General features: G+C 37.6%; 24 protein-coding genes and 1 other annotated feature. Of the genes, 10 read left to right on the top strand and 14 right to left on the bottom strand.

Annotation, left to right across the window (positions count from 1 at the left end):
* Positions 1 to 10: 10 nt before the first annotated feature.
* From C9J29_RS10600 to C9J29_RS10560, 9 genes are all read right to left on the bottom strand, one after another.
* Positions 11 to 583 carry an anthranilate synthase component II gene (locus tag C9J29_RS10600; protein WP_089986118.1) on the bottom strand — a complete coding sequence of 191 codons (573 nt, stop codon included), beginning with the start codon at positions 581 to 583 and terminating at the stop codon, positions 11 to 13.
* The gene (gene trpE, locus C9J29_RS10595) at positions 580 to 1,965 is read right to left on the bottom strand and encodes an anthranilate synthase component I (protein WP_107922121.1); all 1,386 of its coding nucleotides are present in this window, start codon (positions 1,963 to 1,965) and stop codon (positions 580 to 582) included. The genes C9J29_RS10600 and trpE overlap by 4 nt, the downstream gene beginning before the upstream one ends.
* A gap of 66 nt (positions 1,966 to 2,031) precedes the next feature.
* Positions 2,032 to 2,240, bottom strand: a binding site (T-box leader).
* Between the two features lie 39 nt (positions 2,241 to 2,279).
* Positions 2,280 to 3,350, bottom strand: coding sequence for a mechanosensitive ion channel family protein (locus C9J29_RS10590; RefSeq protein WP_107922120.1), 1,071 nt, complete (start codon positions 3,348 to 3,350; stop codon positions 2,280 to 2,282).
* A 74-nt stretch (positions 3,351 to 3,424) separates the two neighbouring features.
* The gene (locus C9J29_RS10585; RefSeq protein WP_089986120.1) at positions 3,425 to 4,297 is read right to left on the bottom strand and encodes a vWA domain-containing protein; all 873 of its coding nucleotides are present in this window, start codon (positions 4,295 to 4,297) and stop codon (positions 3,425 to 3,427) included.
* A 173-nt stretch (positions 4,298 to 4,470) separates the two neighbouring features.
* Complete coding sequence (gene phoU, locus C9J29_RS10580; protein ID WP_008178334.1) at positions 4,471 to 5,130, bottom strand: phosphate signaling complex protein PhoU; 660 nt, start codon at positions 5,128 to 5,130, stop codon at positions 4,471 to 4,473.
* 13 nt (positions 5,131 to 5,143) lie between these two features.
* Positions 5,144 to 5,977 carry a phosphate ABC transporter ATP-binding protein PstB gene (gene pstB, locus C9J29_RS10575; RefSeq protein ID WP_008178335.1) on the bottom strand — a complete coding sequence of 278 codons (834 nt, stop codon included), beginning with the start codon at positions 5,975 to 5,977 and terminating at the stop codon, positions 5,144 to 5,146.
* A 12-nt stretch (positions 5,978 to 5,989) separates the two neighbouring features.
* Positions 5,990 to 6,868 (bottom strand): phosphate ABC transporter permease PstA, encoded by an 879-nt coding sequence (pstA, locus tag C9J29_RS10570; protein ID WP_036127097.1) that lies wholly within the window; start codon positions 6,866 to 6,868, stop codon positions 5,990 to 5,992.
* Positions 6,869 to 7,816, bottom strand: a complete 948-nt coding sequence (gene pstC / locus C9J29_RS10565) for a phosphate ABC transporter permease subunit PstC (protein ID WP_008178337.1) — start codon at positions 7,814 to 7,816, stop codon at positions 6,869 to 6,871. It abuts the gene before it with no gap.
* Positions 7,817 to 7,880: 64 nt separating this feature from the next.
* On the bottom strand, positions 7,881 to 8,855 hold the full coding sequence (locus C9J29_RS10560; protein ID WP_031416968.1) for a PstS family phosphate ABC transporter substrate-binding protein: 975 nt from the start codon (positions 8,853 to 8,855) through the stop codon (positions 7,881 to 7,883).
* A 505-nt stretch (positions 8,856 to 9,360) separates the two neighbouring features.
* Between C9J29_RS10560 and C9J29_RS10555 the strand changes: the two genes are divergently transcribed.
* Complete coding sequence (locus C9J29_RS10555; RefSeq protein WP_036221493.1) at positions 9,361 to 9,552, top strand: hypothetical protein; 192 nt, start codon at positions 9,361 to 9,363, stop codon at positions 9,550 to 9,552.
* Between the two features lie 58 nt (positions 9,553 to 9,610).
* On the opposite strand, the gene C9J29_RS10550 is transcribed toward C9J29_RS10555, so the two are convergent.
* From C9J29_RS10550 to C9J29_RS10535, 4 genes are all read right to left on the bottom strand, one after another.
* Positions 9,611 to 11,815, bottom strand: coding sequence for a peptidoglycan D,D-transpeptidase FtsI family protein (locus C9J29_RS10550; protein WP_107922119.1), 2,205 nt, complete (start codon positions 11,813 to 11,815; stop codon positions 9,611 to 9,613).
* Between the two features lie 238 nt (positions 11,816 to 12,053).
* Positions 12,054 to 12,659, bottom strand: coding sequence for a superoxide dismutase (locus C9J29_RS10545; protein ID WP_008178341.1), 606 nt, complete (start codon positions 12,657 to 12,659; stop codon positions 12,054 to 12,056).
* A gap of 174 nt (positions 12,660 to 12,833) precedes the next feature.
* Positions 12,834 to 13,313, bottom strand: a complete 480-nt coding sequence (locus C9J29_RS10540; protein WP_036127103.1) for a DUF456 domain-containing protein — start codon at positions 13,311 to 13,313, stop codon at positions 12,834 to 12,836.
* Positions 13,314 to 13,379: 66 nt separating this feature from the next.
* Positions 13,380 to 15,011: a Na/Pi cotransporter family protein gene (locus C9J29_RS10535; RefSeq protein WP_036127105.1), complete on the bottom strand. Its 1,632-nt coding sequence runs from the start codon at positions 15,009 to 15,011 to the stop codon at positions 13,380 to 13,382.
* Between the two features lie 194 nt (positions 15,012 to 15,205).
* Here C9J29_RS10535 and C9J29_RS10530 point away from each other — a divergent pair, with 194 nt between their 5' ends.
* From C9J29_RS10530 to C9J29_RS10515, 4 genes are all read left to right on the top strand, one after another.
* Entirely contained in the window at positions 15,206 to 15,724 is a 519-nt protein-coding gene (locus C9J29_RS10530; protein WP_008178344.1) for a DUF1189 family protein, read from the top strand.
* Positions 15,725 to 15,776: 52 nt separating this feature from the next.
* The gene (locus tag C9J29_RS10525) at positions 15,777 to 16,118 is read left to right on the top strand and encodes a hypothetical protein (RefSeq protein ID WP_008178345.1); all 342 of its coding nucleotides are present in this window, start codon (positions 15,777 to 15,779) and stop codon (positions 16,116 to 16,118) included.
* Positions 16,119 to 16,214: 96 nt separating this feature from the next.
* Positions 16,215 to 17,330 carry a flavodoxin-dependent (E)-4-hydroxy-3-methylbut-2-enyl-diphosphate synthase gene (ispG, locus tag C9J29_RS10520; RefSeq protein ID WP_008178346.1) on the top strand — a complete coding sequence of 372 codons (1,116 nt, stop codon included), beginning with the start codon at positions 16,215 to 16,217 and terminating at the stop codon, positions 17,328 to 17,330.
* A gap of 12 nt (positions 17,331 to 17,342) precedes the next feature.
* Positions 17,343 to 17,915 (top strand): 5' nucleotidase, NT5C type, encoded by a 573-nt coding sequence (locus C9J29_RS10515; protein ID WP_107922118.1) that lies wholly within the window; start codon positions 17,343 to 17,345, stop codon positions 17,913 to 17,915.
* Between the two features lie 122 nt (positions 17,916 to 18,037).
* Here C9J29_RS10515 and C9J29_RS24945 read toward each other — a convergent pair whose 3' ends face one another.
* Entirely contained in the window at positions 18,038 to 18,166 is a 129-nt protein-coding gene (locus C9J29_RS24945; protein WP_008178349.1) for a hypothetical protein, read from the bottom strand.
* A gap of 197 nt (positions 18,167 to 18,363) precedes the next feature.
* Here C9J29_RS24945 and C9J29_RS10510 point away from each other — a divergent pair, with 197 nt between their 5' ends.
* From C9J29_RS10510 to C9J29_RS10490, 5 genes are all read left to right on the top strand, one after another.
* Positions 18,364 to 18,855 (top strand): hypothetical protein, encoded by a 492-nt coding sequence (locus tag C9J29_RS10510; protein ID WP_216604735.1) that lies wholly within the window; start codon positions 18,364 to 18,366, stop codon positions 18,853 to 18,855.
* Between the two features lie 141 nt (positions 18,856 to 18,996).
* Positions 18,997 to 19,401, top strand: a complete 405-nt coding sequence (locus tag C9J29_RS10505) for a MerR family transcriptional regulator (protein ID WP_307723792.1) — start codon at positions 18,997 to 18,999, stop codon at positions 19,399 to 19,401.
* Positions 19,402 to 19,433: 32 nt separating this feature from the next.
* Positions 19,434 to 20,774 (top strand): hemolysin family protein, encoded by a 1,341-nt coding sequence (locus C9J29_RS10500; RefSeq protein WP_090002526.1) that lies wholly within the window; start codon positions 19,434 to 19,436, stop codon positions 20,772 to 20,774.
* A 97-nt stretch (positions 20,775 to 20,871) separates the two neighbouring features.
* Positions 20,872 to 21,276 (top strand): hypothetical protein, encoded by a 405-nt coding sequence (locus C9J29_RS10495; RefSeq protein WP_008178358.1) that lies wholly within the window; start codon positions 20,872 to 20,874, stop codon positions 21,274 to 21,276.
* A gap of 129 nt (positions 21,277 to 21,405) precedes the next feature.
* Positions 21,406 to 21,855 carry a helix-turn-helix transcriptional regulator gene (locus C9J29_RS10490; RefSeq protein WP_008178359.1) on the top strand — a complete coding sequence of 150 codons (450 nt, stop codon included), beginning with the start codon at positions 21,406 to 21,408 and terminating at the stop codon, positions 21,853 to 21,855.
* The last annotated feature ends 104 nt before the right edge of the window (positions 21,856 to 21,959 follow it).

The raw sequence follows: 21,959 nt of genomic DNA, 5'->3' as shown, positions 1-21,959 counted from the left end.
GCCTTTTTATTTAAGCAATACTTTCAAAGAAGGCTTGCATCATCCTACTTCCTTCTTTCGTGCCGATTGATTCAGGATGAAATTGCAGACCGTAAAGAGGATATTTTTTGTGTTGGATAGCCATAATCTCTCCGTCATCACTCGCTGTTGCGATAATGTTAAAATCACTGTGTAATGAAGGTTCTTCAATAACTAGAGAATGATAGCGCATTACTTGAATATCTCCATCTAATTGTGCAAATAAACCTGTTTGTTCATATTGTAGAGGTGACAGCTTGCCATGCATGATCGTTTGAGCCTGCACGATGTTTGCTCCAAATGCGAACCCAATGGATTGATGTCCAAGACAAATTCCTAATATAGGAAATTTTTGATATAGCTCCTCGATCACATTAACCGTGATACCTGCTTCGGCTGGTGTTCCTGGACCGGGAGATAAAACAATAGCTTCTGGTGACATTTTTTGAATTTCTTCTATTGTAATTGCATCATTCCTCACGACTTTAACGTTTTTCCCAAGCATACTTATTTGTTGAAATAGATTGTAGGTAAAAGAATCATAATTATCAATTATTAAAATCATTTTTTTACCTCCAATAGTGCTCGAGCTTTATTAAGTGTTTCTTCATATTCAGATAATGGGACCGAATCGTGAACAATACCCGCTCCTGCCTGTACATGAGCTTTCTCATCTTTGATGATCATGGTACGAATAGCAAGGGCTAAATCCATATCGCCTGTCGTAGATATATAACCAACAGCTCCCGCATAGACGCCACGCTTTACAGGCTCTAATCCATTTATAAGCTGCATCGCACGAATCTTTGGTGCTCCTGACACTGTACCCGCAGGTAAACAAGCACGAAGGACATCCAAAACATGGAGATCATCTCGTAGGTCCGCTACTACCTCAGACACAATATGCATGACATATTTATAGCGTTCAATATTCATGAATTTCTTCAGCTTTACAGAACCCACTTTTGCAATTCGGCCAAGATCATTGCGGCCTAAATCCACTAGCATACGATGTTCCGCCACTTCTTTTTCATCCTCCAATAGGGCATTTGCAATGGCTTCATCCTGCTCCATTGTCTCACCACGAGGCTTGGTGCCTGCGATTGGATTTGTCGTCACCTGCCGATTTTTAACCTTTACAAGGCTTTCTGGTGATGTTCCTAAAATAATATAGGATCCATAATCCATGTAGAACATATATGGAGAGGGATTGGATGTGCGTAATTGCCGATATAGCGCAAAAGGTGAGCCTGTAAACGAGGCTGAGAAGCGCTGTGATAGCACAATTTGGAAAATATCCCCTTTTAATATATGCTGCTTTGCACGCTCCACTAATGTGACAAATTGCTCCTTTGATATCATTGGCTTAAAATCAAGACTATCTACCTTCATGGCATCAAATGTTGTCCCCATATAAAGCTGCCGCTCCATCGTTGAAATAGCCTCTTCCATTTCCTCTAAGGAACGCCCTTCTTTAAATAAATCTATTGAAGCCAATGTAAGTTCCTGTGTCACATGATCAAATACAATAAATGTATCATAGAACAAAACATGAACATCCGGCATGGCTAATTCATCCTGTAAATATTCTCCTATTTCTTCTGTATAAAAAGCTGTTTCATATCCAAAGAAACCAATGGCGCCTCCAAAAAAGTGGAATGGATAAGTTTCTTCATGGAATGGCATCACTTGCTTTAAATAATCGAGCACATTCCCATTCGATTTTTCCTTTTCCTCCCCTTTAAGAAAGGTATACGCATCATTATTTCCTTTTAATTCAGCCACTGGATCCACTGCAATAAAGGAGTAACGTCCACTTTCCTCATGCTTGGCTGACGATTCGAACAACATTTTATGCTGCCCTCTCAATGATTGATAGACAGAAATAGGGGTCATCATATCTCCCTGTAATACTTTCATGGCATACTTTCTAAGCTCAACTGTCATTCTCTTCTCTCCTTCTCTATGCTCTGCTCTTCTACACCAAATGCATATAAAAAGGCCTTTCCATCACAAAAGGACGGAAAAGCCGTGGTGCCACCTTCATTGGTCTACTAAGTAGACCCTCTCTAAGCCTTATAACGTAGGCATACGCTAATCCATACTGCCATTCTGGATTAGAGCTCCGAAGTCCATTCACCATTTATTTGTACTAGTTTCCACCAACCACTAGCTCTCTATGACAAATACTAATAGCTACTACTCTTCATCAGCGCTGATTGCTAGATTATATTGTAATGCAAACTATCTTACAATTCAATTTATTTTTTCCTTCTTGGTTCCTCATCCTCATCTGGGGATGCTAAAGTAATGGATAGCTCCTCCATGATTTGGCGGATGGCAAAGAAGATTTCCTGGCGTACTTCTAGCATGACGGCTGTATCATTTGTAGCGACGAAGAAACGAATAAGCACACGATAACTATCATGATGAAATTCATCGATATAAACATGGATCATGTCTTTCTCTGTGTTAGCATGTAAATAAATTCCCTTATGAATAGCCGTTAAGGCACTGCGTAATATGTCTTCTTCATTGGTAGCAGCTACATATAAAAATTGTTCGCATTTACGCTTTTCTCGTCTCGATAAGTTGTAAATAGGTCGATTAACCAAATAAGAGTTCGGCACATAGACAAGCCCTTTATCCCCTGTTTGAATTAACGTACTGCGAAGATTAATATCCTCAATGGTTCCTTCAATTTTTTGATCTTCGGTCGCAATCCAATCCCCAATTTGAAAGGGATTGTCAAGCGCCACGGACATACCACCAAACACATGAGCTAATGTATCGCGAATCCCAAAAGCAATCGCTACTCCTGTTAAGCCAATCCCTGTTAAAAAGCCATTCAGATTAAAGTTCCAAAATGAGGCAATTGTAAACATGGCAAAAATCATAATGATTACTTTACCAATTCGTAGGAAAAAAGGTAATAGTACATTTTGGTCCTCTTCACTTGTTAATTGAAGTGGCTGCTTTGTATAGAAATTTAAAACATCATATACGCCCTTAAAAGCAAAAAACACCATAATAGACAGTATAAAATTTTTCGTTGATTTATGCGTAAATAAAGGAACTTCTATTAAATAAGATAAGCTTAGCACAATGACTGCCGTCATAAATGCATAGCCAATGGCTTTACTAAATTGTGCAAGCACATTTGCTTGGAAATTTCGTTGACGATTTCTTAAAAAGATGACCAGACGATTAATTATTTTTTTTATGATGAATCGTTGAATCAGCCAGCCAACTATACAAATAATGATTGCTATTAAAACATCCATCCAAGTAGGGACTGTAAATTTAGGTAAAATCCAATGTAATGAATCCATGTATGTCTCCTTTTAATACCTATGTATCTCCAATAAAAAGGAGCTGACCTTCCGTAAAGGTTAGCCCCTTTCTGTTATTGTATTGCATCATCCGCAAAAAAAGCCTTATTGGCAAACCAAAATTGTTGTTTATTAAAATTATCTTCATGCATTGCAATGACAGAAAACTCAGCAAGGTATTTTCGTTTCATTTCCTCTAGCATCGCTTTTGCTTGCTTACTGACAAGATGCTGTCCATCTATAGGAGTGCCCTCTGTAAATATAATGACTTCCGCTTCAGAGCCAAGTTGATTTTCATGCAGTAATGATCTGACAAACTGTAGAACAGGTAAAAGCTCAGCTTCGCCTTTAGCTTTATATTCAATAAAGCTCTTAAAATCCGTTAAATTTAAATGACCATTTTCAAAGCGATAGTGAACATCGATTTGCTGACCATAAGGGATAATATATAAATCGCGATTTTCGCGATGGGCATCCATAAATAACGGTAATATCATGCTTTTACACAGCTCAGAATAAGCTTCCATCCCAGTCGTCTGCTCTAAACAAATAATCATGGGCCCAGGATCCTGTTTATAGTCATGAAAGGGTACATAAAAAATATTGCCATTCTTTGTTGTTTGCTGTTTAAGCTTTTGACGTCTCAGCTCTGACCATTTCCGTTCGTAATACAAACGCTGCTCCTTACCATTAGCCATTCTCTCAGCCTTCTCAATAGCAGGAATATTTTCCCGAATTTCATGCAGAATGTCTGCCAATTCTAGTGCAAATGCTGCCATATTTCGTAATGGTTCACTCTTAAAAAAATAGTCGATAAAATAATGTTGTTCCCTTTTGCTTAATTCCTCAAGATGTAAGTTTTCATAGAGAAATCGTAAATAATTACGTTGTTCTAGTGACAAATCTTGATCGAATTTTTCTATGAGTGATTCTATCGGGTCTTTCACGAAGCAGCACCTCCTAAGCACCACATTTTTTTGGATATTGTCTATAGTATAACCAAAAATTTTTTTTGACAATACAAAACACTCGCTATATAGACGCCACATAAAAACACAATGTTGCTGCTGCTAATCATTTTTTTCAAAAGAAAAGAAGAGCTAGCAAGTAGCTCTTCTTCCTAATTATTTAATTCATAATGCTTGCCTTTCACTAAGTAAAAAAGGTGTTCAGCGATATTAGTAGCATGATCGGCAGAACGCTCTAAATATCGGCAAATAAATGTTAGATGAGTAATTTGAGAAATATGTGCGGGGTCTTCAACGCCTGCACGTAGCAAGAGTGTAACCGTAGCTCCATATAAATCATCCACATAATCATCTAGTTCAGCGATTTCTTTAGCACGAACAGTATCTTCCTCTGTAAAGGCCTTCATGATGCTCTCTAGCATTTCTACAGTTTTATTGCACATCGTTTGTAGATTTGTCATAGGGAACACAATCGGTTCTTTTCCAATTCGAATCGCTTCTTTGGCGATATTCACCGCATAATCGCCCACTCTTTCCATATCTGCTGCTGCTTTCACAAGGACCATGAGACGACGTAAATCGGTTGCTACAGGTTGTTGTTTAGCAATCATAAGGATTACATGGTCATTTATTTCTTCTTCAAGCCGGTTTATGATTAAATCGTCTTCAAGTATTTTCAAAGCTTTTTCTAAATTCTGTTCCACTAACGCCTCAAAGGACGTTTTTAAGGCGAAAATACTGCTATTGGCAAGTGCCATAAATTGCCCCTGAACTTCTTTTAACTCCTGTTCAAAACGTTCACGTACTACCATCGATTGCTCCTCCTTAGCCGAAACGTCCTGAAATATAATCTTCCGTACGTTGATCTGATGGTGTTTGGAAGATGATATCTGTTTTATCGTATTCTACAACTTCTCCACTCAGGAAGAACGCTGTACGATCAGAGATACGTGCAGCTTGCTGCATATTATGGGTCACAATGATAATGGAATAGTCTTTTTTCAACTCTTGCACAAGCTCTTCCACTTTTAGTGTAGAAATAGGGTCTAATGCAGATGTTGGCTCATCCATTAGAATGACATCTGGTTCAATCGCTAAGCATCTTGCAATACAAATACGCTGTTGCTGACCACCAGATAAACCGTAGGCATTTTGATTTAAACGATCTTTGACCTCATCCCAAATGGCAGCCCCTCTCAGAGACTTTTCAACTATTTCATCTAAAATCTTTTTATTTTTAATGCCATGAATTCTTGGTCCGTACGCAATATTATCATAAATAGATTTTGGGAACGGATTTGGCTTTTGGAACACCATTCCTACGCGTGTTCTTAATTCCTCTACCGTATAGTTTTTATTTAAAATATTACGCTCACGGTATAAAATTTCACCAGATGTACGAACGCTAGGAACAAGCTCTACCATTCTGTTTAATGTTTTTAAATACGTAGATTTACCACAGCCAGAAGGCCCGATAATTGCCGTCACTTCATTTTCATAAATACTTAAATTAATATCTTTTAGGCCTTGATGATCACCGTACCATAAATTCAAGTTACGTGTATCATAAACAATATTTTTCGCTATATCAGCGGAAGATTTCGTCGTCGCTTGATTCAATTTGACAATTGTTTTTTCCTCTTTAAAATCCAGTACCATAAGGTCACCTCATTAATAACGTTTTTGGAATTTATTTCGAATAAAGATGGCAATAGAGTTCATCAATAGAAGAACAGTCATAAGCACTAAAATACCAGCTGCGGCCACATACTGAAATGCTTCTTGCGGACGTTTTGCCCAATCATAGATTTGCATCGGTAGGGCTGTGAATTGGCTTAGTAAACCATTCGGTAAAAATTGTAAAATAACTGGAATTCCGATGACAACAAGTGGCGCTGTCTCCCCAATGGCACGGGACATAGCCAAAATACTTCCTGTCAAAATACCAGGAATAGCGGCTGGAAGAACCACTCGTAAAATTGTTTGCCATTTTGTTGCGCCCATCCCATATGAAGCTTCACGTTGTTCATTGGGTACTGCACGAATGGCCTCCTGTGCCGCTACAATAATAACAGGTAAAATTAATAAACTCATTGTTAAGCCAGCAGCTAAAACACTTTTGCCTAGTCCCATCATGCGTACAAAAATAGTTAAACCTAGTAATCCAAAAACGATGGAAGGTACACCTGCTAGATTTGAGATATTCATACGAATAAAGTCGTTAATTCTATTTTTCTTGGCATATTCCTCTAAATAGATTGCCGTACCTACACCTAAAATAATGGATACTGGCGCTACAACTGCCATTAACCAAAGTGAACCTATTAGGGCCGCTTTGACACCTGCTTTATCTGCAAAACGTGATGCAAAATTCATTAAGAAATCAATATTTAAATAATCAATTCCTTGTGTCACAATGCGGTAAAGCAAAATAGCTAAGGTAACAAGCGCAAACGTAGTAGCTAAGAAAAATAAGGTTTTCCAAACTTTATTGAATGTAATACGCTTTGTCATTCGTTTCATGACGACTGTGTCATCCATATAGCGCATCTAGTAAACCTCCCTGAAGCGTTTCGAAATATAGTGTGCAAGTAAATTCATTACTAGCGTAAAGATGAATAGTGTAAATCCAACAGAATAGATTGAGTAGTAAATAGTTGTTCCATAACCTGCATCACCTGTTGAAACTTGTACGATGTATGCTGTCATTGTTTGGATAGAATCCGTAACATTGAGATCAAATTTCGGTGTTGATCCGCCTGCAAGCGAAACAATCATCGTTTCTCCAATTGCCCGGGAAATAGCTAATACTATAGATGCGATAATGCCGGAAAGTGCAGCAGGTAGTACTACTTTAATCGCTACCTCAAATTTTGTTGCACCTAGAGCTAAAGCCCCTTCGCGCATACTATTGGGTACCGATGACATGGCATCCTCAGATAGAGAAGTGATCATTGGTAAAATCATAATCCCTACAACAATCCCTGGGCTCAGTGCATTAAATAATTTAAGTCCAGGCACAATTTCTTGTAATAAAGGTGTGACAAACGTTAAAGCAAAGAAGCCGTAAACGATCGTCGGTACACCCGCTAAAACTTCTAAAATAGGTTTCACGGTACGTCTTGTTTTTTCACTTGCATATTCACTTAAATAGATAGCTGAAGCAATTCCAAATGGTACGGCTACTACAACTGCAATAAGTGTCACTTTTAATGTACCAGCGATTAACGGCAAAATCCCAAACAACGGTTCATTCCCTGAAAACGGTAACCACTTCGTTCCAAACAGGAAATCCGTTATCGACACACGTTTAAAGAATTCAAACGTTTCAAAAATAAGGGTGAAAACAATGCCAAATGTCGTTAAAATAGAGATAATTGCTGCAGAAAATAATAGAGCTGGCATTGCTTTTTCCACTATTTTCTTAGTTTTATGATTGCGCGAATTTGCAATTAATTGCTGCACAGATGATGTCTTATTTTCCTTTTGAGAAACCATTGGGAGCTCCTTTCAAATAAGGGAGGGAAAGAGCATACATCTCTTTCCCTCTATGCATGTCTACTTATTTTAAGCCTTCTAAAGTTTTTAAGCCTTCAGTATATTTTTCTTCTGGTAAACGAACATAGCCAACAGCTTCAGCCATATCACCTGCGTTTTCTAATGTAAATTTAATGAAATCATATGCCGCTTCATTATCTTTCATAGCACTATTTTTCACATATGTGAATAATGGGCGTGAAAGTGGCGTATATTCGCCTGCTTCAATTGTTTCATTATTTGGCTCTACACCATTTACTTTGACAATGTTTAATTTATCTTTATTTTCTAGATAGTAAGCATAACCGAAGAATCCGATAGCGTTTTTGTCACCTGATACACCTTGAACTAGCATATTATCATCCTCTGATAGTGTTGCTGAGCTTACTAGATCCGCTCCATCTAAAATGATTTCATCAAAGTAATCGTATGTGCCTGAATCAGTACCTGGTGAATAGTAAACGATTTTCTCATCTGGCCAAGATGGATCAATGTCAGACCATTTTTTCTCTTTCCCATCTTCAATCCAAATCTTTTGTAATTGTTCTACTGTTAAATCTTTCGCCCAATCATTTTCTGGATTCACGACTACTGATAAACCATCATATGCTAGAGCTAGCTCAGTATAATCAATACCAGCTTCTCCTAGTTTCGCTTTCTCTTCATCTTTTATATTACGAGATGCATTTGAAAAGTCTGTTTCACCTGCGATGAATTTTTCAAAACCACCACCTGTACCAGAAACCCCCACTGATACTTTGACATCTGGTTGTGCGCCTGCATACTCTTCAACAACTGCCTCAATAATTGGTGCAACTGTTGATGAGCCATCTCCAGCTACAGAGCCTTGTAGCTTTTCATCAGCAGCTTCTTGTCCTGAACTAGCTGGTGCGTTCGTTTCAGTATTGTTTCCATTTTGTGCAGAATCGCTACCACATGCACCTAGCATTAATGCAGAACCCATTACTGCTGTCATCGTTAAGTACTTCCACTTTTTCATCTCATTTGCCTCCGTCATGAACTGTTTTATAGTTATTTGTCTTACAATCTTTACTATAATGACTGATTGTTGAAGTCGTATAAACGGTTCGTAAAAGAGATGTAAAGGAATGTAATGCTTTGTAAACGATTGTAAAGACGCATTTACAATTAATCTTCGCTTTGTCATAGCTGTGCCCACATTTTGCATTTTTTCCTACTTACATCTGCACCCACATCCAATGAAAGCGATCAATCCATACACTTCTATGTTTGAGGGAAGCGACCTTCTGAGTGTAGAGAGGTTAGAATTTGATTCTTATTTGAAAGATGCTATAATAATCAATTGTGTCAGGAATTACTTTATCTTGATTCAGTAAAAGTTTTTGTACCAACATATAAGCTAGGTATACCCCCTTTCTACAGAAGGGAAAGATAAAGCCTTCAGAGGATGTCACAGATTTTCAACGAGAAGATATGGACATTATATTGGTAAGGCGTAATGAATGAGGAGTTTGACCTTTGTCATGAAACATGCAAACGTACAAAATGCCGATTATTTTAAAACCTATCTATCACTAATCATGGAACATCGAGAATTTACACTTCAAGAGGCGATTGATTTTATGGTAGCTTCTTATTTCTATCATAATTTAGAGCTGTATGGCGTAAAACCAAGAGAGCAATTTGAATTAGCCATCCGCCAGTTATCTGCATGAAGCTTATTTTCGTCCATAAAAAAATAACCGCTAGGCATCCCAGTGCCTAGCGGTTTTCTTATTGTTGCTCATCTTCACCAATTTTTTCCTCTGTAGTAGCTGGTAAAATTGGCTGATTCACTTTACTATCTGTTACTTTTTCAGCCTCATATTTTGCTTTTAATTCGAAGTACTTATCTAGAGAACGTCTAGCAATAAGGTTGTTATTGACTAAATGTTGATTCATATTAGTTGTTGCCCAAGGAATAACAACTGCATAAGCAATTTCAGGGTTTTCATAAGGTGCAAAGCCAACATGTGTTAAGTTAATCGTATTTGTACCAAAGTGTTCGCGCAATGGACCATAATAAACTACCTCTGCAGTACCTGTTTTCCCTGCTGCAGTAAATGGAGCATTTGAAAATTGTCCACGAGCTGTACCATATGATCCAGTATATACACGACGTAGCCCTTGTTTAACATAGTCAATCTCTTCTTTAGGATTATCTATTTGATTAAGAATAGTTGGTCCTATTTCAGTCACTAATTGTCCTAGTTGCTTGCCATCCTGTGATGGATCACGAACTTCTTTCACAACATGTGGCTGAATACGGTAGCCACCATTAGCAATTGTTGAAATATATTGTGCTAATTGTAAAGGAGTATAAGTGTCATACTGACCAATCGCTAAGTCTAGTGTTTTACCACCCATCGTTGGACCTGATGGACCACGTACCCCACCAAATTCATTCGGCAAATCAATGCCTGTTTTCACACCAAGCCCAAATTGCGCATAATTATTACGCATTCTCGGGAATGTGTCATCCTTTAAACGTAATGGCATCCCATAGCTGTAAGGTGTTCTATTAATCAATAGTGCAATTTTAAACATATAGGAGTTAGAAGAGCGTTCCAGCGCCATTAAATCATTCATTGGAACATAGCCACTACGGTTAAAAATCGAACTTTTAAAATCCGTACCTGCTAATTTAATCGGTTCATCTCCCATAGAAGTGCCCATCGAGATAACGTCTTGATTGTACCCCGTAAGAACTGTTGCTGCCTTAACAGATGAACCTGCCTCATAAGCTGTCGTAAATGTTCCGTATCCGTAATCAACAATTTCACTTTTCCCTGTTTCAGGATTCTTTTCTATTTTCTTACCGACCATAGATAGGACATCCCCTGTATTAGGGTCCATCATAATTAAAAAGGCACGATCTAATAAATACGATCCAGGAAGAGCTTTTAAACTAAGCAGTTCTTCTTCTACAATTTTTTCCGTTTCAGCCTGTAGCTCACTATCCAGTGATAAAATTAAATCTTTACCAGGCTCACCTTCATAAGTTGTAATAGTATCGACTACCTGCCCTTTTTTATTGGTAATATTTTTGACAACTGTTTTTTGACCTTGTAGTAGCTCTTCATATTGCGCCTCAATATAACTTTCCCCTACTCGATCATTTCGTGAATAATCACGGGCTAAATAATAATTCAGCTTCTCTTTTGGTATCCCTTTTGTTGGGACAGTTGTACGGCCAAGAATGGATAGAGAAGATAATTTTACGCGTTTCCAATCTGTCGTTGTGTTAACTCCTGGCAGTTCCGTTAAACGCTCGGAGACACGTGCAAATTCTTCTGCAGAGACATTTTCACTTTTTATAATTTGAGGTGATAAATTATAACCAGATGTCATCTCTCTAAAGATTGCTAATACTTCTAAATCCTTCTCTGACAATTGCAAAAGTTCTTCATTCGTAATGCGTTCACGTACTAGTTTATCAACCTCTGCATTGATTTGACTTGTCGTAATATTTTCTTTTGCTCGAATTTCAGCTTCTTCTGCCTTTGTCACTTTGTCGTAGGCTGCGTCATGATTTTTAATAATCCAAAAATCTTGTTTATCACGCAATGTGACGCGTTTCGTTGGTTGTTCAATTAATTGTGCCAGCTTTTCAGCTATATTTAGCATTTCATCTGTTGTAGTCGTTTGCATTTTCGTATACGTAATCGCATTTTCCGGGTGATTATCTACTAAAATACGACCGTAACGATCATACATTCTACCCCTAGGCACACTCGTATTGACAGGAACTTCTTCTGTACTCTCTAAAAGTCGTACATACTCTTCCCCTTTCACGATTTGCATATAACCTAGTCTAAAAATCAACATTGAAAATACGATAAATATTGCAAAGAAAAGGATATTCATACGAAATGTTAAATTAGAGTGATGTTTTGCTTTAACACTCGCTGCGCGATTTTTCCCTGGTGCTTTGCGCATATGTATTCCCCTCCTTATATTTTTTCATTTCAATACACGATACTTAGTATACCATTCGTAGGTTTGACAGGAAAGCATGCACTTGACAATTATTACGGAAAACATCATTTATTTGACGGCATCTAAAGTGGAAAGGTTGCCCTTTTTGTTCTATCCATTTCTTTTGCACTTTTATCTAATAAAAAAAGGCTATGCCTTAGTGATTTCTCACCTTAGCATAGCCATCTCTATTCAATCATTATTTAGCAGCTTGGAATTTAGCTTCAACTACATCCCAGTTTACTACGTTCCAGAATCCGCCGATGTAATCTGGACGACGGTTTTGGTAGTTTAAGTAGTATGCGTGCTCCCAAACATCTAAGCCTAGAATTGGTTTTTTACCTTCCATTACTGGAGAGTCTTGGTTAGGAGTAGAAGTAACAGCAACTGAGTCACCATCCACGATTAACCATGCCCAACCTGAACCGAAGCGAGTTGTAGCAGCTTTTGCAAATTCTTCTTTGAACGCATCAAAAGAACCGAATTTCGCATCAATTGCTTTTGCAACTTCGCCAACTGGAGTATTAGAACCGCCTGGAGCGATTACTTCCCAGAATAGTGTATGGTTAGCATGTCCGCCACCGTTGTTGCGTACAGCAGTTTGTTTATCAGCTGGAAGAGCATCAAGGTTTGCGATTAAGTCGTTAATGTCTTTTTCTGCAAATTCAGTGCCTTCTACTGCTGCGTTTAAGTTTGTTACATAAGTATTGTGGTGTTTAGAATGGTGAATTTCCATTGTTTTTGCATCGATATGTGGTTCTAATGCGTCGTAAGCGTAAGTTAATTGTGGTAATTCGTAAGCCATTGTTAAGTTCCTCCCTAAAATAAGAAATATTTAGTACATCAATAGATTATCAAAATTGGTCAAACCATTCAATGAAAAATACTTCATTTAGAAGATTTCAGCCTTTTGACTGAAAAACCAATACGTTTACTATCTTACCCGGTTGTGCCATTCATTAAACCTCACATGTAAACATTAAATCGCGATAAAAAATACAATGATCATCACGATTTGAATGACAGCCTTTGCAATAGTAGAAGTTAAAAAGCCTACTAATGAGCCAATACCACTTTTCACAGCCTCACTAAATGTTCGCTTCTCTACAATTAATTCAGCGATAACTGCCCCTAAAAATGGACCAAGTAAAATCCCAGCCACAGGGATGACAAATGGGCCGATTAATAATCCAATAGTACTTCCCCACATTCCGGCATTGGAGCCGCCAAACTTTTTAATGCCAAATGCATTGGCCAATGTGTCCGCACCAAATAACAGCACTACAAATAATAGTTCAATTACCCAGAACCACCAGCTTAACTCAGCGAAGGAGAAAAATAAGCCATATAGCAGGAATCCTCCGACTAAAAATAAGACACCTGGTATAATCGGATAGACTAAACCAACAAATGAAATAATAAAGCAGGCTATTACTAAAATCCAGCCAACAACTTCCATAAAGTTTCTCTCCTTTTTCGTACATTGACTTTCATACGGACAAACAAAGTGAAAGGTTTCACTTTGTTAATGGCGAATACCTAAAATTGAATCTGCAATATTAACCGCATGGTCACCAATACGTTCCAGATTACTTACAATGTCCATATAGACAATCCCTGCCGCTCCACTACATTCATTCGTATTCAAACGTGCAATATGTTTCTGACGAAGTTTATCCTCCATATCGTCTATCAAGCTTTCAAGCTCTGTCACCTCTTGAGCTAAACTTAAGCTCGCCGTATCTAAAGCCTCTATGCTTTTACGGACAGCCTCTATAGCTAAACTAAACATGCCAATTAAATCTTGGCGTGCCGATTTACTTAAGCTCACTTCATGATGATCCTTGTATTGTAAAAGCTCTAATATATTCTCAAAGTGATCACCAATACGTTCGAAGTCTCGCACATTTGTTAATAATGTATGATGTCTGACTGAGTCTGCACGAGATAAGGGCTGCTTAGACACCATTACTAAATAATCGGTAATTTCATTATCTAGATGATTAAGGCCGGCCTCTAATTGTAAAACTGTAGGAATATGTTCGGCTTCCCCTGATTTCATATATAGAAATGTTTCTTCTAAGCCTCGTAAAGCATGCTCACCCATTCGTAATACTTCCTCTTTGGCTTGGCCAAGTGCTATCGCTGGGGAGGAATCAATAAAAGAAGGATCTAAATGCTTAGTTGTGACATTGATATGCCCATCATGTCCTGGTATCAATTTCGTAACTAATGCTGCCAACCCTGCAATAAAGGGAAGTTGAATCATCATATTAAATACATTAAATGAGCCGTGAGCAATTGCAATTTGCATACGAGGCTCTAAATGAAATAAACCACTGACCCATTGAACATATTGCATAAATGGGGTGAAAAAAATCATGAAAATAATTGTACCGATCACATTAAAAAGTACATGTGCAGCGGCTGCCCGTTTTGCATAAATAGAAGCGCCCAGTGACGCTAATACCGCCGTAATCGTCGTACCAATATTTTCACCAAATAAAATCGGTAAGGCATTGTTCAATCCGATCAAATGCTCAGCATATAAGCCTTGAAGCACACCAACTGTGGCCGTAGAGCTTTGTACAAGCAAGGTAAAAACGGTACCTAAAAATATACCTAAAATGGGTTGATTACTTAAATGAAGCGTTAGAGATGCAAAATCTGCCAGTTGATGTAGTGACTGCATACTTGCACTCATTAGCTCTAGCCCTAAAAATAAGCCACCAAAGCCAAATATAATTTGACCAATATGTTGATATGTTGCTTTTTTTAAGAAAAATAAACAGCCTGCCCCGATTGCTAATAAGGGATAAAAATAGATACCAATATTAATACCAATAATGAATGCTGTAATGGTTGTACCAATATTTGCTCCCATAATTACGCCGATTGCTTGACGTAACGTTAAAAATCCGGCACTCACTAACCCAACAGTAATGACTGTCGTTGCAGAGCTTGACTGAATGCAAATTGTTACAAATATGCCTACTAAAACTCCCATGATAGGGTTAGTTGTAAAGCGATTTAACCATTCGCGTAATCGATCATCCGCTGATTTTTGAAGCCCATCACCCATAAATTTAATGGAAAATAAAAAGACTCCTAACCCACCTAAAAACTGAAAGAGTATGCTTTGCCAATCTATTGTCAATTGTTTTCGCTCCAATTCCTACGTCTCTACTACTCTATTTCTAATCTTTAATTGATTACAAACAAAAAGTAAAGAAATCCTTTAATTTCTTTACATAATGTTAACATTTTATCATCAAGTCTCCCTTCATTCATACTTCTTTCATACCCTATGCTCTTTGAACATGTTAATATATTGTTTGGAGGAGATATAGTATGAAACACTCACAGCTATTTATCGATAGTCTCATTCATCCAAAAAAACTAGCAGCCTATCGTTTACTACCTATTGGAAAAGTTATTCAATATACTTTTCTACTCATTACCCTTGTAACTGTATTCTCTTTAGGTAGATTTGCAGCGGGTATGTCTGTTGATACGATTGATATGAACAGTTTAAATGGTTTAACTGAATACATAGATGGCATTAAATGGCTCTTATATCCGTTTACGTTCTTAATGCTTTTTGTCTTTACAACCATGCTGATTTTTGCACAAATTGCTCTCTATGCCTTAGCCGGTTTATTTATCTTAAAAGTGATGAAACGTCGTGGTGAATACCGTCATATTTGGCGGACAACAACGTTTGCCATTACGTGGGCAACATTATTGTCGATGCTAGCAGAATATTTACCGATTAACAGTACGATTATCTCTGTTTTTTCTTTATTATTGACGATCGTTCTATTAATTGTGGCCTTTACAAAATATCCAAAACAACCAATTTCAAAATAATGTGCATGAATCCCACCTCTTCTAAATATAGTGTAGAAAAGGAGGGATTTTTTTGCGGGCATTCATCTTAACAGCTATCATTATCGTCATCGCTTTTGTCGTAAAAGTAGATTTAACTGAGGGTTCGATCCCCCTTGCTGGTTTACAAACCAAAAGTACTAATGGCCAATGTGAACAGCAACGTGAGCCAAATTATATCACCGTACAAACTATTGAAGGAGATACCATTCATAGTTTATTTGCCTTACACCCTGCAAAAGTTCCTATGACATTCCCAGAACGCTTACAATTATTTTACAACTTAAACCCACACTTACAATTACAGGAATTGATTCCCGGTGGAAATATTAAGCTTCCTCTTACGTTTGAATTCGAAAACAAATGCGGAAAATGAAAAGTTAGCGTTTCTTCCTTGTCCTTATTTTCTTACACTGCTAAAATAAATGACAGTGACGGCTGAAAATAGTGGCCCGAAAAGGAGAGAAAGTTAATGAGTGAAATTTGTCACCGTACAAATACACGTCCTGTACGTGTCGGTAACTTAACAATTGGTGGTAGTAATGAATTATTCATTCAAAGTATGTGTACAACAAAAACACATGATGTAGATGCAACAGTGGCAGAAATTCTTCGACTTGAAGAAGCAGGCTGTCAAATAGTTCGTGTTGCAGTTCCAGATGAGCGTGCTGCAGATGCAATTGCCGAAATCAAAAAACGTATCCATATTCCATTAGTAGCTGATATTCATTTTGACTATAGATTAGCATTAAAAGCCATTGAAAATGGTATCGATAAAGTACGTATTAACCCAGGTAATATTGGTCGTAAAGAAAAAGTGGAGGCTGTCGTGAATGCAGCTAAAGCAAAAGGTATTCCAATTCGTATTGGTGTAAATGCTGGTTCATTAGAGCGTCATATTTTAGAAAAATACGGTTATCCAACTGCTGATGGTATGGTTGAGTCTGCTCTTCACCATATTAAAATTTTAGAAGACTTGGACTTCCACGATATTATTGTATCGATGAAGGCATCTGACGTAAATCTTGCTATTGAAGCCTATGAAAAAGCAGCTAAGGCTTTTAATTATCCGCTACATTTAGGTATTACAGAATCAGGTACACTGTTTGCTGGTACTGTAAAATCAGCGGCTGGACTTGGAGCCATCCTATCAAAAGGAATTGGTAACACATTACGTATTTCACTTTCAGCAGACCCTGTTGAGGAAATAAAAGTAGCACGTGAACTATTAAAATCCTTTGGTCTAGCTTCAAATATGGCAACACTGATCTCTTGTCCAACATGTGGACGCATTGAGATTGATTTAATTTCCATTGCGAATGAAGTAGAAGAATATATTTCTAAATTGAAGGTACCTTTAAAAGTAGCAGTATTAGGCTGTGCGGTAAACGGTCCTGGTGAAGCACGTGAAGCAGATATCGGTATTGCTGGTGCACGAGGTGAGGGCTTGTTATTCATGAAGGGGAAAACTGTTCGTAAAGTCCCTGAAGAAACAATGGTTGAAGAGTTGAAAAAAGAAATTGATAAATTAGCGGCAGAGATGGAAGAAAAGCGCGCAGCAGAAGAAGCACAAAAAGCGAATGCCTAAGGAGGTACTAGCATGAAAAGGCCCCGCTTTGGTATTGATATTGATGGGACTGTAACATGTCCAAGTACACTCATCCCACATATTAATAAACAATATAACGTAAATATTACGCTTGATGATGTTTGTGAGTATGATTTTTTATCAGCCTTTCCGCACCCTGTTGATCGTAGTGCCTTTAACACTTGGTTTAAAGAAAACGAGCCTTATATGTACGAAGTGTCGGAAGTGGCAAAAGATGCAAAAAGCATTCTAACTGCTTGGCAAAATTCTTATGAGCTCTACTATATTTCGGCACGAGGCGAAAATGTAGCAGACATTACAATGAATTGGTTTAAAACTCAGGCTATCCCCTATGATCATATCGAACTTTTAGGAAGCCATGATAAATTAGCAGTTGCTAAAAAGCATCATGTAGAGGCTTTCTTTGAGGATAAGCACGATAATGCGGTTATGCTGGCAGAGGAGCTAAAAATACCTGTCGTGTTATTTGATACGCCTTATAACCGTCTTGCTGTCCCTGACAATGTTGTAAGGGTATATAACTGGCAAGAAGCCAATCAATTTATCACAAATCATTTCAAATAATATACAGGAGAGTCGTGTTCAGATAAAGAACACGACTCTTTTATTTGCCACCAGCGGATGGTAAGGCTTGGAGCAGAAGCCGTTCAAACAAGTTCGTTTGACGATAGACCTGCTTATTTTCACTATACTTCCAGAATTCCTCGTATCCAACGCTCCACAAAGTTTTCAAAGGTAATGCCATAATTATCGTAGACGGCATGATAAACAAAATAAGTTCCTAAACGATCAAGAATTTCATCATTAATTTTCATCACAAACCGCTCCCTTTCTACTTGTTTTTCACCAAATTTTCATACTTCTATACTCCCAAATGACGAACAATCGAGTGGAGGTCGCATCGTTGCAAAACCGTCACAATCTTCCGCTTTCATGCCCTTTCTTCGTATTTTTCTTTTCGATAAGATAGTAGTAACAACTTGCTAGACTGGAGGGACTACTTGTGAAATGGATGACAAAATTAGCTTGTATGACTTGCATCTGCGCACTACTGACCGGCTGTGGAGATCGATTATCAGAAATTAAAGATGCAGCTTCTGGCATCAACACAGCGGCAAACTCCGCAGCTAGTGCAGTAAGTCGAGATGTACATGCTATACGCGCTATAGACATTAACTATAAAGATACATCTTTCACGGTTAATGACCTATTTAAAACTATTTTACGTGACATACGCTGGGATTATGACCCGGAAAAAAATGAGCTACATGTGAGAGGCACTTGGCACCCCCCACTATTTTCTGATCAGCCATGGGATGATGAGTTGAAAGAAAAGCTTGCTGAGTCAGGCATTGTAGACGTTACATGCAAAATAATTGATGATAAAATTGATAGCTCTCAAACTACAACGACCGTTATTTTTAATAATGAAAATCTCTTACAAAAAAATGGTGAAGAAGCACTCCATCACCTATATGATACCTATTTACTGTCAACGCATTAAAACCGTTTCTGCCATGATAACTGGCAGAAACGGTTTTTATAATAAGTCTTACAATTTTGAAATATTAGGTGCTTTTATTTGAATAAAATAAAACCATCACGTTATAATCAAAGTACAACGTGATGGTTTGGAGGTGTTTGCATTGGGACAGAGAAATTAAAAATTGGCGAGCTTGCTGAAAAAACTGGCATTACAAAACGAACAATCGATTATTATACAAACATAGGCTTGTTGGTTGCAGAACGTTCTGCAACAAATTATCGCTACTATGATCCCTTCATGATTGAACGACTTCAATTCATTGAACAGCGCAAACAACAAGGGCTTTCACTCGTTGAAATCCAACATGAATTAAACATCACTCCCTATGAAGAAATTGATGTACAAATGCTTCGTTTAAAAATGCAAGATTTAGAGCATGATGTAGCTTCTCTACTAGAACAAATGAACCAGCAAGATGATAAAAAAATTGAAACTATTAAAAAGAATGTTTCGCCTGAAAGTATTGCATTAATGCAATCCTTACTTTTACTTATTCATAATTAGGAGGTGACGTTCTGTTTTTACAGAACGACTATTTGGATACCATAATAAACTTATCGATTTTTACCATTTTATTAGCTTTAACAGGTTTTTTCGTGGCAACAGAGTTTGCGATTGTAAAGGTTCGTTCCTCAAGACTTGATCAACTTATTGCAGAGGGAAATACAAAAGCCATTGCTGCTAAGCAAGTGGTCAGTCATTTAGATGAATATTTATCTGCCTGTCAATTAGGGATTACAGTAACAGCTCTTGGTATCGGTATGGTTGGTGAAAAAACTTTTGAATTTATGCTACACCCACTATTCGAAATGATCGGAATTTCAGATAAATATATGACGATCTTTACCATTGGTACAGCCTTTGCTATCGCTACATTCTTACATGTTGTTGTCGGCGAACTAGCCCCAAAAACAGCAGCTATTCAAAAAGCGGAAACGATTACTCTACTTTTCGCAAAGCCGATTATGTTCTTCTACAAAATCATGTACCCATTTATTTGGTTCTTGAACGGCTCTGCACGCGTTTTGATTGGTTTTTTCGGTATGAAGCCTGCAAGTGAGCATGAGCTTTCTCATACGGAGGAAGAACTGCGACTATTACTGTCTGAAAGCTTTAAAAGTGGTGAAATCAATAAAACAGAGCTTAAATATGTAAATAACGTCTTTGAGTTTGACGAACGTATTGCTCGTGAAATCATGGTTCCTCGAACAGAAATTGTAGGGATTGAACGAAATGACTCGTTTACAACTATCATCCATCATTTTGCCGCTGAAAAATATACGCGTTACCCTATTTATGATGGCGACCGCGATAATATTTTAGGGTTTATCAATGCAAAGGAATTGTTTACACACGGTTTACTTGAGAAGCTTACAGACGAGACATTAGTCATCGAAGATTTCATTAATCCAGTTATTCGTGTTATTGAAACTATCCCTGTTCAAGAATTACTTGTACGAATGCAAAAAGAACGTATTCATATGGCCATTTTAATGGATGAATATGGTGGGACATCAGGTCTCGTAACCGTTGAAGATATTTTAGAAGAAATTGTTGGTGAAATTCGTGATGAATTTGACGATGATGAAATTGCAGATATTCGAAAAATCACAGAAAACCATTATATATTAAATGCAAAAATGCTTGTTGAAGATGTAGAAAATTTACTAAATATAACATTAGAAGCCGAGGAAGTGGAAACATTAGGTGGTTGGTTCTTATCCGTGAATAATGGGATAAAAGCATCCGCAAATATTGAGCTTGGCTCCTATATCTTCAGTATTTATGAACAACAAGGACATCAGATACATTATATCGAGGTTCGACCTCTACGAATTAGTGCACCGGCGTCCCTCATTACAAAGGTACAGCCCTAACCTTATTATTTTGAAACCATTTTCGTTATTCCATTATTAGCCATTTCAAGCTATAATGAGAGTAGGAATATGATTCTAGTTTCAGGGGGCTATACACATGACATTATTTAAACTATATCATTCAGATGGTATACACATTATTACCGACGTAAAAAAACATAAAACAAATATTGAATTAAAAACAATTACAGGCGAAGTATTATATATTATCGTCGTAACAGATGAAAACTACACAGTGTACGACGATCGTTTTGCAGGTGCCTCTAAGCAGTTAAATTCTGTAGAAGCATTTGATATAGATGGCAGTTTCCGTAGCCTAGATTTCGATAATATGCGCGCTTTATTTAAAGAAGCTTTTACAAAGTTATTACAACAAATCGCTGAGTGCGTTCAAAGTAAAGATGAGCTAGTCGATATTGACACACTCCGTCATAAAGTAAGTGCCCAAATAAAAGGCATCCATTTCCGTGTCATTTCTGATACGAAAAAATATGAAATTTAACCTCTCACAGACTGTTCATTTTGGACAGTCTGTTTTCTTTTCACCTCCCTTCCCAGCTAAAACAAAAACATGCTTCTTAACTTTCATGTATAATGGGACTTAATGATCTGAAAAAAAGGGGTGTTTAGAATGAATCGTGAACAATTAATCACACTCATTTCAGAAAAACTGAAATTAATCCGTACTGAAAAAGCTTTTACCCAGGATCAAATGAGTGATTTACTTGGATTATCTAAAAAAACACTTGTCCAAATTGAAAAGGGGCGTATTCTGGCGGGATGGACAACTACTGTTGCCGTCTGTACCTTGTGTCGTGACAGTACTATTTTGCAACATGAGCTAGGTGGTGAACCATTAGAGGTGGTGGATTTGATTGCGAATAATGGAACATTGCAGCCTAAAGATAAAACAATGGGTGGATACATATGGTGGAAAAATATACATGAGCATGGAGGGTTCCGACTACAGCAAAATATCATTAGCCTTCATTTCCGTATTTTAGACGACAACAATTTTCGTCTAATCTCAACATTTGATGAACAAGTAGCTAAACAAGCATGGGAAAAGCTACAGATGTAACTCTCCTCCATCTACTAGACTCCTTCCTAATAGTAGAAGCGGTATTCCTGCTTCTACTGTTGTTAGTTGTATGCCCTCCTTCCCCCACTTACATCAACACACTA

This window comes from Lysinibacillus fusiformis, assembly GCF_003049525.1.
GTDB lineage: Bacteria > Bacillota > Bacilli > Bacillales_A > Planococcaceae > Lysinibacillus > Lysinibacillus fusiformis.
This window is presented reverse-complemented; position numbering and strand designations above follow the sequence as displayed.

Bases quoted from the DNA above. Each gene is read 5' to 3' on its own strand.
- C9J29_RS10560 (WP_031416968.1), bottom strand. From the start codon at position 8,855: ATGAAAAAGTGGAAGTACTTAACGATGACAGCAGTAATGGGTTCTGCA.
- C9J29_RS10490 (WP_008178359.1), top strand. From the start codon at position 21,406: ATGAATCGTGAACAATTAATCACACTCATTTCAGAAAAACTGAAATTA.
- C9J29_RS10510 (WP_216604735.1), top strand. From the start codon at position 18,364: ATGACAAAATTAGCTTGTATGACTTGCATCTGCGCACTACTGACCGGC.
- C9J29_RS10530 (WP_008178344.1), top strand. From the start codon at position 15,206: ATGAAACACTCACAGCTATTTATCGATAGTCTCATTCATCCAAAAAAA.
- C9J29_RS10515 (WP_107922118.1), top strand. From the start codon at position 17,343: ATGAAAAGGCCCCGCTTTGGTATTGATATTGATGGGACTGTAACATGT.
- phoU (WP_008178334.1), bottom strand. From the start codon at position 5,130: ATGGTAGTACGTGAACGTTTTGAACAGGAGTTAAAAGAAGTTCAGGGG.
- pstC (WP_008178337.1), bottom strand. From the start codon at position 7,816: ATGGTTTCTCAAAAGGAAAATAAGACATCATCTGTGCAGCAATTAATT.
- pstB (WP_008178335.1), bottom strand. From the start codon at position 5,977: ATGGTACTGGATTTTAAAGAGGAAAAAACAATTGTCAAATTGAATCAA.
- C9J29_RS10555 (WP_036221493.1), top strand. From the start codon at position 9,361: ATGAAACATGCAAACGTACAAAATGCCGATTATTTTAAAACCTATCTA.
- C9J29_RS10545 (WP_008178341.1), bottom strand. From the start codon at position 12,659: ATGGCTTACGAATTACCACAATTAACTTACGCTTACGACGCATTAGAA.
- C9J29_RS10590 (WP_107922120.1), bottom strand. From the start codon at position 3,350: ATGGATTCATTACATTGGATTTTACCTAAATTTACAGTCCCTACTTGG.
- C9J29_RS24945 (WP_008178349.1), bottom strand. From the start codon at position 18,166: ATGAAAATTAATGATGAAATTCTTGATCGTTTAGGAACTTATTTTGTT.
- C9J29_RS10550 (WP_107922119.1), bottom strand. From the start codon at position 11,815: ATGCGCAAAGCACCAGGGAAAAATCGCGCAGCGAGTGTTAAAGCAAAA.
- C9J29_RS10495 (WP_008178358.1), top strand. From the start codon at position 20,872: ATGACATTATTTAAACTATATCATTCAGATGGTATACACATTATTACC.
- pstA (WP_036127097.1), bottom strand. From the start codon at position 6,868: ATGCGCTATATGGATGACACAGTCGTCATGAAACGAATGACAAAGCGT.
- ispG (WP_008178346.1), top strand. From the start codon at position 16,215: ATGAGTGAAATTTGTCACCGTACAAATACACGTCCTGTACGTGTCGGT.
- C9J29_RS10540 (WP_036127103.1), bottom strand. From the start codon at position 13,313: ATGGAAGTTGTTGGCTGGATTTTAGTAATAGCCTGCTTTATTATTTCA.
- trpE (WP_107922121.1), bottom strand. From the start codon at position 1,965: ATGACAGTTGAGCTTAGAAAGTATGCCATGAAAGTATTACAGGGAGAT.
- C9J29_RS10600 (WP_089986118.1), bottom strand. From the start codon at position 583: ATGATTTTAATAATTGATAATTATGATTCTTTTACCTACAATCTATTT.